Annotated in this window: 16 protein-coding genes; 12 read left to right on the top strand and 4 right to left on the bottom strand. The window is 64.1% G+C overall.

Annotation, left to right across the window (positions count from 1 at the left end):
* From VFW93_RS08180 to VFW93_RS08170, 3 genes are all read right to left on the bottom strand, one after another.
* A partial coding sequence (locus VFW93_RS08180; RefSeq protein WP_414639619.1) for a mechanosensitive ion channel family protein occupies positions 1 to 198 on the bottom strand: 198 nt, incomplete at its 3' end.
* A gap of 89 nt (positions 199 to 287) precedes the next feature.
* Positions 288 to 1,115 carry a mechanosensitive ion channel family protein gene (locus VFW93_RS08175; protein WP_329693500.1) on the bottom strand — a complete coding sequence of 276 codons (828 nt, stop codon included), beginning with the start codon at positions 1,113 to 1,115 and terminating at the stop codon, positions 288 to 290.
* A gap of 29 nt (positions 1,116 to 1,144) precedes the next feature.
* Entirely contained in the window at positions 1,145 to 1,921 is a 777-nt protein-coding gene (locus tag VFW93_RS08170; RefSeq protein WP_329693499.1) for a DUF481 domain-containing protein, read from the bottom strand.
* 212 nt (positions 1,922 to 2,133) lie between these two features.
* On the opposite strand from VFW93_RS08170, the gene ubiM reads away from it, so the two are divergent.
* From ubiM to VFW93_RS08145, 5 genes are all read left to right on the top strand, one after another.
* Positions 2,134 to 3,360 (top strand): 5-demethoxyubiquinol-8 5-hydroxylase UbiM, encoded by a 1,227-nt coding sequence (ubiM, locus tag VFW93_RS08165; protein ID WP_329693498.1) that lies wholly within the window; start codon positions 2,134 to 2,136, stop codon positions 3,358 to 3,360.
* 55 nt (positions 3,361 to 3,415) lie between these two features.
* On the top strand, positions 3,416 to 5,425 hold the full coding sequence (locus VFW93_RS08160; RefSeq protein ID WP_329693497.1) for a hybrid sensor histidine kinase/response regulator: 2,010 nt from the start codon (positions 3,416 to 3,418) through the stop codon (positions 5,423 to 5,425).
* Positions 5,426 to 5,436: 11 nt separating this feature from the next.
* Complete coding sequence (locus tag VFW93_RS08155; protein WP_329693496.1) at positions 5,437 to 6,636, top strand: aminotransferase class I/II-fold pyridoxal phosphate-dependent enzyme; 1,200 nt, start codon at positions 5,437 to 5,439, stop codon at positions 6,634 to 6,636.
* Positions 6,637 to 6,733: 97 nt separating this feature from the next.
* Positions 6,734 to 8,035 (top strand): hypothetical protein, encoded by a 1,302-nt coding sequence (locus VFW93_RS08150; RefSeq protein ID WP_329693495.1) that lies wholly within the window; start codon positions 6,734 to 6,736, stop codon positions 8,033 to 8,035.
* A gap of 14 nt (positions 8,036 to 8,049) precedes the next feature.
* Positions 8,050 to 9,198, top strand: a complete 1,149-nt coding sequence (locus tag VFW93_RS08145) for a hypothetical protein (protein ID WP_329693494.1) — start codon at positions 8,050 to 8,052, stop codon at positions 9,196 to 9,198.
* Positions 9,199 to 9,222: 24 nt separating this feature from the next.
* Here the strand turns inward: VFW93_RS08145 and VFW93_RS08140 are convergent, their stop codons facing one another.
* Positions 9,223 to 10,122, bottom strand: a complete 900-nt coding sequence (locus VFW93_RS08140; protein WP_329693493.1) for a LysR family transcriptional regulator — start codon at positions 10,120 to 10,122, stop codon at positions 9,223 to 9,225.
* A gap of 103 nt (positions 10,123 to 10,225) precedes the next feature.
* Between VFW93_RS08140 and VFW93_RS08135 the strand changes: the two genes are divergently transcribed.
* The 7 genes from VFW93_RS08135 to VFW93_RS08105 all read left to right on the top strand — a co-directional run.
* Complete coding sequence (locus VFW93_RS08135) at positions 10,226 to 10,513, top strand: DUF2282 domain-containing protein (RefSeq protein ID WP_329693492.1); 288 nt, start codon at positions 10,226 to 10,228, stop codon at positions 10,511 to 10,513.
* A 230-nt stretch (positions 10,514 to 10,743) separates the two neighbouring features.
* Positions 10,744 to 11,277 (top strand): carboxymuconolactone decarboxylase family protein, encoded by a 534-nt coding sequence (locus tag VFW93_RS08130; RefSeq protein WP_329693491.1) that lies wholly within the window; start codon positions 10,744 to 10,746, stop codon positions 11,275 to 11,277.
* An 85-nt stretch (positions 11,278 to 11,362) separates the two neighbouring features.
* Complete coding sequence (locus tag VFW93_RS08125; RefSeq protein ID WP_329693490.1) at positions 11,363 to 11,863, top strand: YHS domain-containing (seleno)protein; 501 nt, start codon at positions 11,363 to 11,365, stop codon at positions 11,861 to 11,863.
* A gap of 47 nt (positions 11,864 to 11,910) precedes the next feature.
* Entirely contained in the window at positions 11,911 to 13,527 is a 1,617-nt protein-coding gene (locus VFW93_RS08120; RefSeq protein WP_329693489.1) for a 2Fe-2S iron-sulfur cluster-binding protein, read from the top strand.
* 93 nt (positions 13,528 to 13,620) lie between these two features.
* Positions 13,621 to 14,697 carry a hypothetical protein gene (locus VFW93_RS08115; RefSeq protein WP_329693488.1) on the top strand — a complete coding sequence of 359 codons (1,077 nt, stop codon included), beginning with the start codon at positions 13,621 to 13,623 and terminating at the stop codon, positions 14,695 to 14,697.
* Positions 14,698 to 14,708: 11 nt separating this feature from the next.
* A complete protein-coding gene (gor, locus tag VFW93_RS08110) occupies positions 14,709 to 16,079 on the top strand; it encodes a glutathione-disulfide reductase (RefSeq protein ID WP_329693487.1) in 1,371 nt (456 codons plus the stop codon).
* A gap of 91 nt (positions 16,080 to 16,170) precedes the next feature.
* Positions 16,171 to 16,610: glutathione S-transferase family protein (locus VFW93_RS08105; RefSeq protein WP_329693486.1), on the top strand; the 440-nt coding region annotated here is incomplete at its 3' end.

The raw sequence follows: 16,610 nt of genomic DNA, 5'->3' as shown, positions 1-16,610 counted from the left end.
CGCCAGCACCTTGCCCAGACCAGGGGTCTTGAGCCTGGTTTCCAGCCCGGTGGTGTTGACCGCCTTGATCAGTGCGGCCCGCGACAAACGCGCCGCGATCCACGCCGCCAGCACAATGGCCAATGCGCCAGCCAGGCGGGGAAGATAGGGCCCGAGGTTGGCTGACAAGGTCTGTTCAAGAGAGGTCCACGCGTCCATCTGACTGGCTCCAATGGTGTCGGGCCCGCCATCGAGCCCGATCAGGGACGCATCTTACGCACGCGTCCTCATCAAAGATGCAAGGGGCCTCAGCTCGCCATCTGAATGAGCTTGGCGATCTGGGTGGGTGCCGGTGCAGGCCAGCCCGCCTCCTTGCACACCCGCAGGATGGCCTCATTGGTATCGAAGTACACCTGCCAGTAATGATCGGTGTGGCAATAAGGGCGCACGGCGATCACGGGGCCCACCAGGTTGATGTCCAGCACGTTCACCTCCACGCCGGGCACCTTCAGCACGTTCGGGATGTTGGCCACCGCGGCGCTGAAACGGGCCTTGGCCTCCTGCACATCCACGCCACCGGCCAGCTGTGCGGTGCGCTCGACACGGCGTGCCGACAAGGCCGAGAAGTTCTGGATGGTTTCACCAAAGATGCGGCCATTGCCCACGATGGTCATCACGTTGTCCGGCGTGATCATGGTGGTACCGAACAGGCCCAACTCGTGCACGGTGCCCGTCACCCCACCGATGGTCACGAAGTCACCCACCTTGAAGGGACGCAGCACCAGCATGAAGGCGCCTGCGGCGAAGTTGCCCAGCAAACCGCTCCAGGCCGCACCAATGGCCATGCCTGCACCCGCCAGCAAGGCCGCGAACGAGGTGGTCTGGATGCCGAAGTAGCCGAGGATGCCCAGCGCCAGCGCCACATTGAGCGTGATCGCCACGATGGAGCCCACGTACTTGGTCAGCGTGGGGTCCACATGGTTGCGGTTCATCGCCACCTGCATCAGCAAGATGGCGCGCCCGATCATCCAGCGGCCCACGATCCAGAAGGCCAAAGCGGCGAGGATCTTGATGGACAGGTCCAAGGCGGTGGTCGCCAGAAAGTCTTGAATCGTCTGGATGTAGTTCGTGGGCATGGTGTTGCTCCCTTGCAAGGTGGCAGGCCTTACTGGCCCAGCTTCAGGTTGATACCGGTGAAGAAGGCCGTGTCCGTCTTGCGCACGCCGGCACCGGGCTTGCTGTTGTAGGAGGTGATCAAGCCCACGTTCAGCGACAGCGTGCTGGACATGGCCACGCTCAGGCCCACATTGAGCTTGGCCAGGTTGTTCTTGCTGCCCGTGAGGCCCGGATACAGCTCCAGACGCTGGTTGAGCGAGACGGTATCCGTCAGCTGATGGCTGGAGGCCTCGCCCAGCAGCAAGCCCATGGTGGAGAACTGCTTCTTCGTGTCGTCGCCAATGGTCTTGTCATGGCCATAGCGGGTGATCACCTCGCTCAAACCGCCGTACACGTCAAAGGTGTCCTGCTTGGTCTGCACCCAGTGGTAGCCCACACCGGCACCCAGCAAGGTGCGCAGCGAGATGTCGGTCACGCGGTCATGCTCGAAGCCCAGCTTGCCGAAGCTGAACCACTGCGGCGTCAGGTTGTAGTCGTACTGACCGGCCAGGCCCCACTTGCCTGCCGTGGTGACCTGCTCGCCATTGACGGTGCTGCGGCCTTCGTTGATGTAGCCCGTGGTGCTGATCTTGTCCTGCGTGGTCAGGCGCGCCAGGTCCACATTGAGCAGCAGGTTCTGCGTGCTGCTGTTGCCGGAGGTGGTGCTCAATGCGGCACCCGCCACACCGCGCCATTGGCCATCGGCCGGCGTGGCCATGGCCTGACCCACCATCACACTGGCTGCTGCCGCCACCAGAGCTTGCTTCCACATTGTCCACGTTGCCATTTGCATGCCTTCTTCTCGAAGTGTCTTGAGATGAAGGGATGCTAGGGATGCGGCCTGCATGGCGCCCCGGCCGGCTGGTGGGGACGGGCCTAGACCAAAGTATGGGTGTGATGACCCCGGTCAAGTTCACCGTGGATGGGCCTGCCTAGAATGGCCCCGCCCAGGCACAAGGGTGCCCGGGCTACTTGCACAGAACAAGAAGGCGGCTCACCGTGAATGCTCCTTGCGACACCGACGTCCTGATCGTGGGCGCGGGCCCGGCCGGCCTGGCACTGGCCTGCTCGCTGGCCGATGCGGGCATCCGCACCATCGTGCTGGAACAAGCCCCACTGAGCACCCTGGTGGACCCTCCTGAAGACGGCCGCGACATCGCCCTGACACACCGCGCTCGCCGCGTGCTGACCTCGCTGGGTTTGTGGGGCCGCCTGCCCGCCGACGAGATCGCGCCCTTGCGCCAGGCCCATGTCACCAGCGGTGTCTCGCCCCTGGTGCTGCCCTTTGATGCCCAGGCCCAAGGCCATGAGGCCCTGGGTTGGCTGGTGCCCAACCACCGCATCCGCGCAGCCTGCTACGCCGGTGCTGCAGCCCGGCCGGATCACATCACGCTGCGGGGTGAAGCCCAGGTCACAGCCCTGCAACACGACGCCAGCCAGGCCAGCGTGAGCCTGGCCGATGGCCGCACCCTGCGTGCCCAGCTGGTGGTGGCCGCAGACAGCCGTTTCTCAACCGTGCGCAAGATGGCGGGCATCGGCGCTCGCATGCTGGACTTCGGCCGCACTGCCATCGTGTGCCGCATGCAGCACGAGCGCGACCACCAGGGCGTCGCACACGAATGCTTCCTCAACAGCCACACCCTGGCGATCCTGCCGATGGCGGGGCGCCAGGCCTCGGCGGTGTGGACGGTGAGCACCGATGGTGCCGCTGCCCTCATGCGCATGAGCGACGAAGCATTTGCCCAGGCCGTGGCCGGCGAGTTCCAGCACAAGCTGGGCACCATGCACACCGCCGGCCAGCGCCATGCCTACCCGCTGGTGGCCGTGTACGCAGAGCGCTTCTGCGCCGATCGCTTTGCCCTGATCGGCGACGCAGCCGTGGGCATGCACCCGGTGACGGCGCACGGCTACAACTTCGGCCTGTATGGCATCGAAGTGCTGACGCGGGAACTGCTGGCAGCACGCCAGGCCGGGCGTGACCTGGGCGATGGGCGAGCCTTGCAGGCCTACGCACGCGAGCACCGGCGCACCACGCGGCCCATCTATGAAGGCACCAATGCCATCGTCAAGCTGTTCACCACGGACCAGGCCGGGGCACACCTGCTGCGCGGCGCCATCCTGCGAGCCTCGAAGCACCTGCCGCCTGTCAAGGCCCTGATCACCCGGCAGCTGACCGGAGAAGGTGGCTTGCCCAGCCCGCTGGCACTGTTGAGACGGGCCTGGTAGCCCTGTTCATGCAGAGGATGCGCCCAGCTTTTTTCCGGACACGTAAGATGCCCGGATGCGTCCTGCATTGACACCTGATCCGGCCGAGCCACAAGGCGCCGACCCGTTAAACGAGTTGGCGGCTCTGCGCGCCCAAGTCGCCCGCTACCAGTCGGCCTTCCACCTGTCTGCCCCCGGTCAGGCCCTGGTCGGGCTCGATGGTCGCTTTCTGGAGGTGAACGCCAGCTTGTGCGACATCCTCGGCTACCCCGCCGAGACCTTGCTGACCCTGCGCTTTCACGACATCTCCCACCCGGATGACATCGCCGACGACAACCAGGCCGCCGCCGACTTGCGCTCAGGCAAGCTGGCGCTGTACCGCCGCCAGAAGCGCTACCTGCGCCCCGACGGCCAGACCGTGTGGGCAGAGGTCACCTCCAGGGTGGCGCGCGATGAGCAAGGCCGTTCGCTTTACTTCGCCACCGTGGTGGAGGACATCACCGAGCGCAAGGCCGCCGAGCAGGCTCTGAAGGAGCGCGAGGCCCTGCTCAGCAGCATGGGGAAGTTCGTGCCTGGCCTGATCCACAAGATCGGCTTTGATGCCCAGGGGCGGGCCCGCTTCCTCTACCTCAGCGACCGTGCCATGGAGATGTTCGAGCTGCCGCACGAGATGATGGAGCGCGATTACTACGCCCACCATACCCATGTGCACCCCGATGACCTGGCCTACGTCAGGCGCCTGGCTACTGCCCCCAAGCCGGGTGCGCTGCTCAAGCCGGTGGATTTCGAGTACCGCGTGGTCCTGCCGAGCAAGGGCTTGCGGGTGTATGGCGGTCACGCCATCCCCGTGACGGAAGAAGACGGCAGCGTGGTCTGGTATGGCCACACGGCCGATCTGACCGACAAGAAGGCCCTGCAGGAAGCCCGCATGGCCGCTCGCGTGGCGCAGGACGCCAACCGCGCCAAGAACGAGTTCCTCTCGCGTGTGAGCCATGAATTGCGCACACCACTCAACGCCGTCATCGGGTTTGCGCAGCTCTTGCGCCTGAGCTCGGCCGGGCAGCTCAATGCCGAGCAGTTGCAGCAAGTGGCCCACATTGAAAACGCCGGCTCGCACCTGCTGGGCATCATCAGCGATGTGCTGGATCTCTCGCGCATTGAAGCCGGCAACCTGCCTCTGGCCACCGAGGCCTGCCGCCCGTCCACGCTGCTATCGGAAGCCTGCCACCTGGTTGGCCCCATGGCCAGCGAGCGGGGCATCGCCATCCGTCCGGTGCAGGCACAGGAAGACCCTGCCGTGTGCGTGGACCCCATCCGCCTGCGGCAGGTGCTGGTCAACCTCTTGAGCAACGCCATCAAGTACAACCGTCCGCAAGGCCAGGTCACGCCCCGCATCTGGCGCGAAGGCGATCAGGTGGCCATCGCCATCGACGACACCGGCGTGGGCCTGAGCGAGGCCCAGCAACAGCATCTGTTCGAACCCTTCAACCGCCTGGGCGCCGAGGCCACCGGCATCGAAGGCACGGGCATCGGCCTGGTCATCGTGCGCAAGCTGCTGGAGGCCATGCATGGGCGGCTGGAAGTACGCAGCCAGCCGGGGCAGGGCTCGAGCTTCATCGCCTGGGTGCCTTGCACCGAAGCGGGTGATCTGCCACAAGCGCCCGAGCCAGCAGCCAACCCGCAGCCTCGCCAGGCCAGAGAGGTGGAACTCGTGATGCTGTACGCCGAGGACAACGACGTGAACATCGAGCTGGTGCGCGAAGTGCTCAAGCTGCGCCCGGGCTGCCTGTTGCTGGTGGCAGGCAGCGGCAAGGAGGCCTTGCAGATGGCCCATGCCCACACACCCGACGTCTTCTTGCTGGACATGCACCTGGGCGACATGAGCGGCTTCGAGCTGGCCAGCCGGCTGGCGCAGGATCCGCAACTCGCGGCCGTGCCCCGCGTGGCGTTTTCGGCCGATGCCATGCCCGACCAGATCCACCGCGCGCGTGAACACGGCTTCAGCGGCTACCTGACCAAGCCGCTGAACGTGCACGCCTTGCTCAACTGCGTGGACGAGCACACGGAGCGGGTCCGCGGGCGATAACATCGCCGCTCATGAAGATCTCCCAACGCGCCCAAGCCATCACCCCCTTCCTGGCCATGGAGTTCGGCAAACGCGCTGCCGAGCTGGAAGCCGCCGGGCACAGCGTGATCCGCCTCAACCTGGGCGAACCCGACTTTGGCGCGCCGCCTGCCGTGCGGGCCGAGCTGCAACGCATCGCGGCCGATACCGCCATGCCCTACACCGGCGCCCTGGGCCTGCCTGCCTTGCGCGAGGCCATTGCCGGCTTCTACCAACAGGCGCACGGCCTGAGCCTGAACCCCGAACGCGTGGTGGTGACGGCCGGCGCCTCGGCCGCCTTGCTGCTGCTCACCGCCGCTCTGGTAGACCCGGATGACGAGGTGCTGGTGGGTGACCCTTCCTACCCCTGCAACCGGCAGTTCCTCAGCGGTTTTGGCGCCCAGGTGCGCCTGGTGCCGACCGATGCGCGCTCGCGCTTCCAGCTGGATCTGGCCGCCGTGCAGCGCCACTGGAGCGCCCGCACACGCGGCCTGATGATCGCCACGCCCTCGAACCCCACGGGCACCTCGGTGGCGCCAAACGAGCTGGCCGCCATCTGCGACTGGGCCCGCCAACACGGCGCCTGGCGCATCGTCGACGAGATCTACCTCAACCTCAGCGACACCGACGCCGCCACCGGCCACACCGCCCCCACCATCCTCGCGGCCGACCCGGGCGCCTGCGTAATCAACAGCTTCTCCAAGTACTTCGGGATGACGGGCTGGCGCCTGGGCTGGGCCGTGGTGCCCGACGAGCTGGTGCCCGTGATGGAGCGCCTGGCGCAGAACTACTACATCTGTGCCTCCACCCCCGCGCAGATGGCCGCCCTGGCCTGCTTCACGCCCGAGTCCATCGCCGTGTGCGAAGCCCGCAAGCGCGAGTTTGGCGAACGCCGCACCCTGGTGCTGCAAGGCCTGGCCGACATCGGCCTGCATGTGCCCGTGGCGCCCGACGGTGCCTTCTATGTGTACATCGACATCAGCGCAACCGGGCTGGATGCCATGCAGTTCTGTGAACGGGCGCTGCAGGAAGCGCATGTGGCGCTGACCCCGGGGTATGACTTCGGCAAGTGCGGCGGGGCGCGACATGTGCGGCTGTCATATGCGGCGTCTCGCGAAGATCTGCAGGAAGGAATGGCCCGTCTGGCGGGTTTTGTCAAGGCATTGGGATCCCCCCCCAAGCCGGGCACTTGAAGTGATGCGCTTGACGCGCATCAAACACGACTTTGCACACGGTTACATCCTGTGAAGGAGGGACAAACAAGCCCCTCACTAAAAGGGAAACCGTGTCATGAACCCAAGCATCAAGTCAGCCGCCATCCAACGTTCCTTTCAGCAATTTGCCACGGTGCTGGCCATCGCGGCAGCCTGCAGTTCGGCCGTTCTGGCAGCCGAGAGCGGCGCGGCATCGGCCAACGACCAGTACAAGCAGGCCCTCTATCTGCGCGAAACGGGGCAGCCCTATGCCGCCATCGAATCGCTGGAAGCCCTGCTCGCCAGCAGCCCGACCCTGAACCGCGCCCGGCTGGAACTGGCTGTCGCCTACTACCGCACCCTGGATTACGCCAACGCGCGCCAACAGGCACAGAAGGTCCTCAACGACCCCAAGACGCCCGAGAGCGTGCGCCTGTCGGTGGCATCCTTCCTCAAACAGCTCGAACTGGAGGAAGCCACGGTCTTCGGCAAGCCGCACCGTTGGGACTTCAACGTCTCGGCCGGCCTGCTGCACGACAGCAACGTCAACGCCGGCCCTGACAATGCCCTGCTGCCCAACGGCTTGACCTTGAGCGATGCCAGCCTCAAGCGGGCCGACACCGGCGTCACTGTCAACATGGGCGCCACCCACACCTGGACACGCGCGACCCCCGTGCGGCTGGGCGATTCGCCCGCGCGTTTCAGCTGGGTGACTCAGGCCAACGCCTATCAAAAGACCTACGCGGAAGCCAACCAGCACAACCTCACGGTGATGACACTGGCCACAGGCCCGGCGCTGCAACTGGCCAGCGGGCATCGAGGCAACCTGAACGTTCAGGCCGACTACCTGCGCCTGGGCAGTGACTGGCTGGGCATGTTCTCGACCATCACGCCATCCTTCACCTGGAAGCTGGGCCGCGGTGAACTCACCGCCGACGTGCAATGGTCACGACACGCCTTCCAGCGATCTGCCGACCAGGGCCGCAACGGCGAGTACCGCGCAGCCAGCCTGAGCTATGGCCACGTGCTCAGCCAGATGCCACTGACCTATCAGGTCGGCATCACAGGCTTTCAGGAAAGCACCCAGGACTGGCAGTTCGGCAACCGTGGTCATGAGCTTTTTGCCGGTCTGCGCTATCGCGCCTGGGAAGGTGGCGATCTCTTCCTGCGCGAGGCCTATCGCCAATCACGCTACGTCGACGAGACACCCACCTTTGACGTGCGCCGCCGCGACAACGAGTTGCGCAGCGAAATCGGTGCGAGCCACCGCTTCAGCAGCGGCTTGATGGACAAGTGGCAGCTGGCCTGCACCGTCAGCCATACGCACAACGGTTCGAACATCGCGATGTACGAGTTTGACCGCACGGTCACCTCCATCACGCTCGGCAAGGAATTCTGATTCAGGAGCTCATCATGCAAGTCTTCACACACGCCTCCCTCTTCAAGATGTCCCGACTGGCCGCCACGCTGCTTGTCATGTTCTCTGGTGCCATGTCGGCCCACGCCACCGAAGCCACTGGCGCGCAGCTCAAGGCTGTCAAGCTGTATGGCAACGTCAGCATCGCCGATGACGACATTCAGGCCTGGGGCCCTTGGGAACAGCTCGAACCACCACAAGCCGGCCCCTCCACCAGCTTGCGCCGACTGACTTCCGATCGGGACCTGTACCGCCCGCTGGCCACCACCATCACCAAAGTCCTGACACCGCCCACCACACCGTCGGACTTCGTGTGTGAGGGTGGCAGCGTCTGTGGCTTCGGCGTGATGTACACACTGGAAGGTGCGACCGAGGTTCCCAGTGAAAACACCTCTGGCGTGAAGCAGCCGCAAGTCATGCGCCGCCCGATCGCCTCCACGGCACTGCATGAAGTAAGCATCGGCGGCCTGGGCAGTGAGGTTGATGAGAGCGGCCGGCCCATGCAGATTGCGCTCAAGCTCGTGTCCGTGCCTGATGGCAGCGTCAACACCCTGTCGCCCATGTTGTGGCAAGCCACCGAAAGCAGCTACTACGCGATGTATGTGCACGCCGATACCGACACGGCCCTGCGCGGCGATGCCAATCTGAACAGGATGGATGATGGCGAGCTCTACAACTACCTGATGGGCAAGACAGCATCCCTGACCGACTGCGATGGCCCTTGCCTGACGGCCGGCGCCACCTTCATCGACATGTTCGTGGGCAAGACCAGCACGGCGGAACAAGTCAGTGCTGCGGCGGCCAGCTATGGCTCACGGATTGCGCTCTATTCCGGTCAGGAGCGGGGCTGGACAGCCGGCACCTCTGCAGGCTATCCGGCGCTGTATGGCAAGGTCTCCATCCAGGTGGACTTCAGCAAGAAGCAGTTCACGTACAACTCGACGATGAACGGCGGCTACCAGGCTACAGGCAACTTGACCAGCACCGGCTATGTGGCCAACAGCTTCTCCAGCGGCGTGAGCGGGGCGCTCAAGGGCTACTTCGTGGGCAGTCAGGCCAATACGACGCTGGGTGGCGCCCACCTTGAGATGGATGGCACCAAGGTAGACAGCTATCACATGACCACGGCCGTCACCAAAGAGTGAGAAGGCCATGCAGAGGGGTGCGGCTCAATTGAGTGAGGCATCTGCCCGCAACCTCTGCGCCATCAGATCAATGAAAGCCCGCATCTTCGTCGAAGCATGCCGCCCTTCCCGATGGATGATGTGGATGGGCACACGCGGGCTCTCGAACTCGCTGAGCACCACCTTGAGCTGGCCTTTGGCCAGCAAAGGCGCCACCTGATACGACATCAGCCGCGTGACGCCCAGGCCCTGCAAGGCGGCCTCGATGGCCCCATCGTTGCTGGACACGGTCAAGCGAGGCTTGATGCGCACGGACACCGGCTCGCCCTGGTCCACAAAGCGCCATTCCACGTTCTGCGACAGGCTGCTGGCCACGATCACCTCATGCTGTCGCAGGTCCTGCGGGGCTTGAGGGATGCCATGCTTTTTCAAGTAGGCGGGCGATGCGCAGATCACGCGGCGCACATGCCCCACGCGCACAGCCCGGTAGCTGGAGTCTGACAGCTCGCCGATGCGGATGCCCACGTCCACGCCTTCTTCCAGCATGTTGACCACGCGGTCCAGGAACAAGGCGGACACGGTCGTGTCTGGATAGGTACGCAAATACTCGACGATGCCGGGCATCACGTACATGCGCCCGAAGAGCACCGGTGCCGTCACCGTCATGTGCCCGCGTGGTTCGGCGTTCACGCCCACCGCGGCCTCATCGGCCTCATCAGCAGCCGCGATCACGCGGCGCGCGTCGTCCAGATAACGCAAGCCGGCATCGGTGGCCCGCACATGGCGGGTGGTGCGATTGAGCAGCTTCACGCCCAGGCGCTCTTCCAGCGCGGCGATGGCACGCGTCACCGCTGGCGGAGACATGCCCAGCCGCCTGGCCGCTCCGGCAAAGCTTTCTTCCTCGGCCACGGCCACGAACACCGTCATCAGGTAGAGCCGGTCCATCGACATTCCTCCTGCTGGAATTATCTATTGCTCCGTGCATGGATTCACCGCGGGCGCTGCAATGGCAACAATCCCGCCACCCCATCGTCACAGGAGTCTGTTCATGAAACATCAAGCCGTTTTACAAGCTGCATTGGCCTGCGTGCTGGCCGCAGGTGCCGCCAGCCACGCGCAAGCCGCCGATCCCAACAAGGAAAAGTGCTTCGGCGTGGCCAAGGCGGGCCAGAACGATTGCGCCAATCTGTCTGGCAGTCATTCCTGCGCGGGCCAGGCCAAGCTGGACATGGATGCCGGCGAATGGAAGCTGGTGCCCAAGGGCACATGCGCCACGATGGGGGGCTTGAGCCTGGCAGAAGCCAAGGCCAAGTTCGCCGCCAAAGCTGCCAAGTGAACAGGCCGCGGGGCTGTACGGCTCCGCTTTCCTCCTTCAAACGCCAAGAGGGCTCTCGTGAAAACGGGGGCCCTTTTTGCTTTGGCCCTGGCCAGAACCCGCACCCTGCACTATTCCATTTATCGGAACAGTTTATTGATTTCAAAGCATATTCACTTACAAAACAAGATCAATCACAGTTCAGTCACTGGCTGCGCAGTGCAGCGAGATTCACCAACAAGGACTGAACCATGAGCCGCATCAACGTCATCGACCAACACAACGCCAACGCCGAACAAAAGGCCCTGCTGGACGCCATCCAGGGTCAACTGGGCATGGTGCCCAACTTCCTCAAGGTCTTCGCCAACTCGCCCGTTGCCTTGCAAGCCTTTCTGGGCCTGCACGGTGTGGCCAACGCCGGCAGCCTGACGCCTCAAACCCGCGAGCGCATCGCCCTGGCCCTGGCGCAGCAGAACACCTGCGAGTACTGCCTCTCGGCCCACACCGCCATCGGCCGCAAGGCTGGCCTGACGGGTGACGAGATCGCCGCAGCCCGCGCCGGCAGCAGCGAAGACGCCAAGGCCGCCGTGGCCGTGAAGCTGGCGCGCAGCCTGGTCGAACACAAGGGCGACATCACCACCGCCGAGCTGATCGAAGCCCGCGACGCCGGCTACACCGATGCCGACATCGTCGAAATCATCACCCACGTGGGCATGAACCTGCTGACCAACATCCTGGGCAAGGCCAGCCGCGTGGACATCGACTTCCCCAAGGTTGCGCTGTAAACGCGCGGCACTTGCGCTTTCTTTCCCTCGTCACGTTCTCCCATCCGTTCGTTTCCCCTTCACCCTTTCAAAAGGAACTTTCATCATGACCAAGCACTTCTCTCGTCGCACCTTGATCGCTGCACTCATCTCCACGTCGGCCATCCTGGCTGCGCTGCCTCAACAAGCCCTGGCTTATGACGAAACCTCGACCTTCGAGCTCAACGTCGACGCACAAGGCGTGGGCATCAAGGGCCATGACCCGGTTGCCTACTTCACGGCCGGTCAGCCCACCAAGGGCACCGCGCAATACAGCGCCAGCCACCGTGGCGCCACTTACTGGTTCGCCTCGGCCGCCAACCGCGATGCCTTCAAGGCCAACCCCGACAAGTTCGCGCCGCAGTACGGTGGCTTCTGCGCCATGGGCGTGGTGCTGGACAAGAAGCTCGATGGTGACCCCACCGCCTGGAAGATCGTCGACGGCAAGCTCTATCTGAACGTCAACAAGGACGTGCAGAAGAAGTGGCTGGAAGACGTGCCGGGCAACCTGGTCAAGGCCAACGCCAACTGGCCCGAGATCAAGCACAAGGCCCCGAAGGACCTCTGATCGACCTTTGATCTACCCTTGACACCGATCCACCACGGAGCCCGCCCATGAGCCGCGCTTACGCTGACATCGCCTTCACACCCGCTGTGCGCGACATGCAAACCCGCATGGGCAGCCGCGCCAACTACGCCCCGCTGGACGTCACCGACGACCGTCGAGACTTCCTGACGGAACGCGAAGCCGAGTTCATCGAAGCGCGCGATGGCTTCTACCAGGCCACCGTCAGCGAAACAGGCTGGCCTTATGTGCAGTTCCGTGGTGGCCCGGCAGGCTTCCTCAAAGTGCTCGACAGCAAGACGATTGGCTTTGCCGACTTCCGAGGCAACGTGCAATACATCAGCGTAGGCAACCTTCAGAACAACGATCGGATCTCGATCATCCTGATGGACTATGCCAACCGTCGCCGGCTCAAGCTGCTGGGGCGCGTTCGCCTGGTCAGCGAGTCGGAAGACCCAGCCCTGGTCGCCAGGCTGGAATTGCCTTCTTACCGCGCGCGGGTAGAACGCGCCTTCATCATCACGATCGAGGCTTACGACTGGAACTGCCCTCAGCACATCACGCCACGCTTCACCGAAGCGGAGGTACAAGATGCCGTGGCACCCTTGCACGCAGAGATCGCCGCCCTGAAGGCAGAGTTGGATGCGGCCAGGCAAGCCGTCAGTCAGCCAGCACCGACACCGCAGCGCAGAGACAGCCCACTGGTGCTGGGCTCTGGCCCCTTGCCTCTGCGTATCACCGGCATTCGCCAGCTCACGCCGCGCGTGCGGGCTTACGAGCTGCGCACGGTGGATTGCCGTGATCTGCCCGCCATCCAGGCTGGTGCGCATCTGGACGTGCCCGTGGCCTTGCCTTCAGGCGTGCACACCACGCGCCGGTACTCGATCAGCTCCAACCCCACACGCCGCGATGCTTACGAGATCGCCGTGCTGCACGAAGCGCAAGGGCAGGGCGGTTCAGCCGCCATCCATGCCACGTTCGAGCTGGGCATGGTCCTGCACTGCAGTGCTCCTGGCAATGACTTTGCCTTGGCCGATTCAAGCAGCCCCGTCATCCTGGTGGCAGCCGGCATCGGCATCACGCCCATCAAGGCCATGGCGCTGGAACTGCTGGCGCAAGGCCGCGCGTTCCAACTGCACTACGCCTACCGCTCCCGCGCTGAAGCCGCCTATCTGGACAGGCTGGAGCGCCAGATCGGTCACCGGCTCGTGTCTTACGACGCCTCGGCGAATCACAAGCTGGATGCCACTACCTTGTTGCAAAACGCGCCCGCAGGATCCCACATCTACGTGTGCGGCCCCGCTCGCCTGATCGACGCACTGAACCTCGCCGCCCATCAGCAAGGCCTGAGCAGCGAGCGCGTGCACCACGAAGCTTTCGCGCGGGATACGGCTCATCAAGGCCACCCTTTCGTTGTGAAGCTTGCCAAGCAGGGCATGGATGTCTGGGTATCGGCCAACGTGAGCCTCTTGCAAGCTCTCGAAAGCGCGGGCGTCTCTGTACCTTCGGGATGCCGTACAGGCAGTTGCGGCAGCTGTGTCACGCAGGTAAAGGCAGGCGCCGTGGCCCATCGCGACAGCTTCCTCACACCAGCGCAACAAGCCGCAGGGCAGATGTGTGTGTGCGTCTCGCGGGCGCAATCCGACTCACTGACCCTCGATCTCTGATTATTCCAATAAATGGATTAGTTCATTGCCATTTGAAGATCTTCTCTTCATTGGCCGAACTAATCAGAATGACTTCATCAACGAGGTCACACCATGCCCAGCACCCAAGCATCCCCTGTTCAGCCATCCCACCACGGCTTGCCCGGCGAGCACGTGATGCCCCATGCGCCCATGGTCAGGCTGCCCAATGGCATGGCCTGCATTCCCCAGCATTACCTGAGCTACCACCACGATCTCGCCTCGCTGTCCGAGATCGCCTCGCGGGTCAGCTTTGATGCGCATACCCTGGTGTTCGCCTCGCAAGACGACCACGGCATGTACATCCAGATCGGCTTGATCGGGCGCGAGAACTACGAACGTGGCTCATCCGTGCGCCCTCGCAAGCTGGTTTACGGCCGCAAGTGGCGCATTGATGCCGACACCCCCAGCTCGGAGATCGTGCAGACCATCTACCTGGCCATCAAGAAGGCCCGCGAGCACGAAGTGCGAGAACTGCTGACCATCCACGATGGCGCCAGCGGGGCCAGCAGTGCGGCATTGAGCAACCACCTGGATCTGCCTTTGCTCGCCCGGCAGCGCCAATGGTTGATGCAGAGCCGCGTTGCGTACGCCACGGATGCGCAACGCGTTCAACACGTCCTGGCCGGGCTGCGCTTTGCCCAGCGCTCACTGCACCTGCGCTCGCTCCATTTCTTTGGCGGGCAAGCCTGGGTCGAAGTGGCGGCGGGCGAGCCAGCACCCGGCCGAGCCGAAGAAGGCGACATGCCCGAGTTTACTGATCTACGTTTGTGCCTGCGCTTCGATCCCTCGCAGCCCCATCAACTCATTTACGAACTGATGGACGCCTTGATTCATCACAGCGATCGCCATGTCGATGAGACCTTTGCGTTCGACGGCTTCGCCCGCTTCAGCCGCCAGATCGATCCACGCTCACTGGCCAGGCTGTCCATCGCCTCGCGCCCCTATCGCCGCGATCAAGGCAACACGACCTTCTACAGCGGCTTCCAACGCGCCAACTACGACACCGATGCTGGGCGGGCGCCTTCATTGGGCCAAGGGCCTCTGGCCCAGCGCAATCGCCGCCTGATCGAGGCCCACCCGGCACTGCAAGGCCACATGCCTCGCGGCTTCCAGCCCACCCATGCCCCCACGCCCTTCGGCACCAACTGAGCGAGATCCCCATGCCTGCATACGACTGCCAACTGTTTGTCATCGGCGGCGGCTCTGGCGGCGTGCGTGCGGCCCGGGTGTCGGCCAGCCTCGGCGCCAAGGTGGCCATTGCGGAGCGATTTCGCTACGGCGGCACATGCGTGATCCGGGGTTGCGTCCCCAAGAAGCTGCTGGTCTACGCGGCCCAGTTTGCCGAATCGTTTGAAGATGCGGCCGGCTTCGGCTGGCAGGCACCACAAGCCCGGTTCTCGTGGCCCGATCTCATCGCCGCCAAAGACAAGGAAATCACGCGCCTGAGCGGCCTGTACGAGCACAACCTCAGCCAATCAAACGTCGAGGTGCTGCATGGCGATGCGCGCCTGATCGATCCCCACACGGTGGAATTGAACGGGCGGCGCTACACCGCCCAACACATCCTCGTGTCCACGGGTGGCACGCCGCATCTGCCCACCCTGCCCGGCATCGAGCACGCCATCACCTCCAACGAGGCTTTCGACCTGCCTCAACTGCCTGGCCGCATCCTGATCGTGGGCGGAGGCTATATCGCGGTGGAGTTCGCCGGCATCTTCAACGGCCTGGGCGCCCACACCACTTTGAGCCACCGGGGTGACAAGCTCCTGCGCGGCTTTGACGATGACGTGCGCACCCATCTGCAAGCTGAAATGCAAAAGAAGGGCATCCAGCTTCTGCTGAACAACGAGGTGCAAGGCATCGAACGCCTGCCCGATGGCCGCCTGAGCGTGACCATGCGCCACGCCACTGCTCCCCAGGTGTTCGATGCCGTGATGTACGCCACCGGGCGTCGCCCGCAAACCCAAGGCCTGGGCCTGGCAGCGCTGGGCGTGGCACTGGACACCGAAGGCGGCATCCTGGTGGACGAAGAAGGCGCCACCAACATCCCCAGCATCCACGCCGTGGGCGATGTCACCAATGGCCTGGCCCTGACCCCGGTGGCCATACGCGAAGGGTCGGCCCTGGCTCACAAGCTGTTCGGCCCTGAGCCTGTTGGCAGCCGCATCCAATCCGTGCCTACGGCCGTGTTCAGCCAACCGCCAGTGGGCACGGTCGGGCTGAGCGAAGCAGCGGCCTGGGCCGAGCACACCAGCCTGGACATCTACCGCGCCACCTTCCGCAACATGCGCCACACCTTGGCAGGGCGTGACGAGCGCACCCTCGTCAAACTGATTGTGGACACCCACAGCCAGCGCGTATTGGGTGCCCACATGGTGGGTACCGATGCCCCCGAGATCATCCAAGGGTTGGCCATCGCGATCCGCATGGGTGCCACCAAGGCCGATTTCGACGCCACCGTGGCCTTGCACCCTTCCGCCGCCGAAGAGTTCGTGACCCTGAAAGACAAGGTCACCCTGACACGCCCTTGAACACACGCCGCCCGTCCACCCATTACAGCCCAGCACCATGATCAAGCTCTATCAATTCCCCGTTTCAGGCAACAGCCACAAGGTTCGCCTCATGTTGAGCCTGTTGAAGCTGCCCCATGAGGTCATCAATGTGGCTGGCGCCAAAGGCGAACACAAAAGCCCCGAGTTCCTCGCCATGAACCCCTTTGGCCAGGTGCCTGTGCTGGTAGATGGCGACAAGGTGCTGCGTGACAGCCAGGCCATACTGTTCTACTTGGCCAGCCAGTACGGCCAGGGCCAATGGGTCCCCGCTGACCCGCAAGAGGGCGCACGGGTGGTGTCCTGGCTGACCGTGGCCGCCAGTGAAGTGAGCCGTGGCCCGGGTGCACTGCGCCTGCACCACCTGTTTGGGCGCCCCCTGGATGTGCCTGCTGCAGAAAAGCTCAGCGCCGAATTGCTGGCCGTGCTGAACGATCACCTGAGCCACGGCGAGTGGCTGGTGGGCCATCAGATCTCCATTGCCGATCTGGCCATGTACAGCTACATCGCCCT

The sequence above is a fragment of the Aquabacterium sp. genome (assembly GCF_036279675.1).
Classification (GTDB): Bacteria; Pseudomonadota; Gammaproteobacteria; order Burkholderiales; family Burkholderiaceae_C; genus Aquabacterium.
Note: the sequence above shows the minus strand (reverse complement) of the source record. Positions and strands in the feature narration are given on the sequence as shown.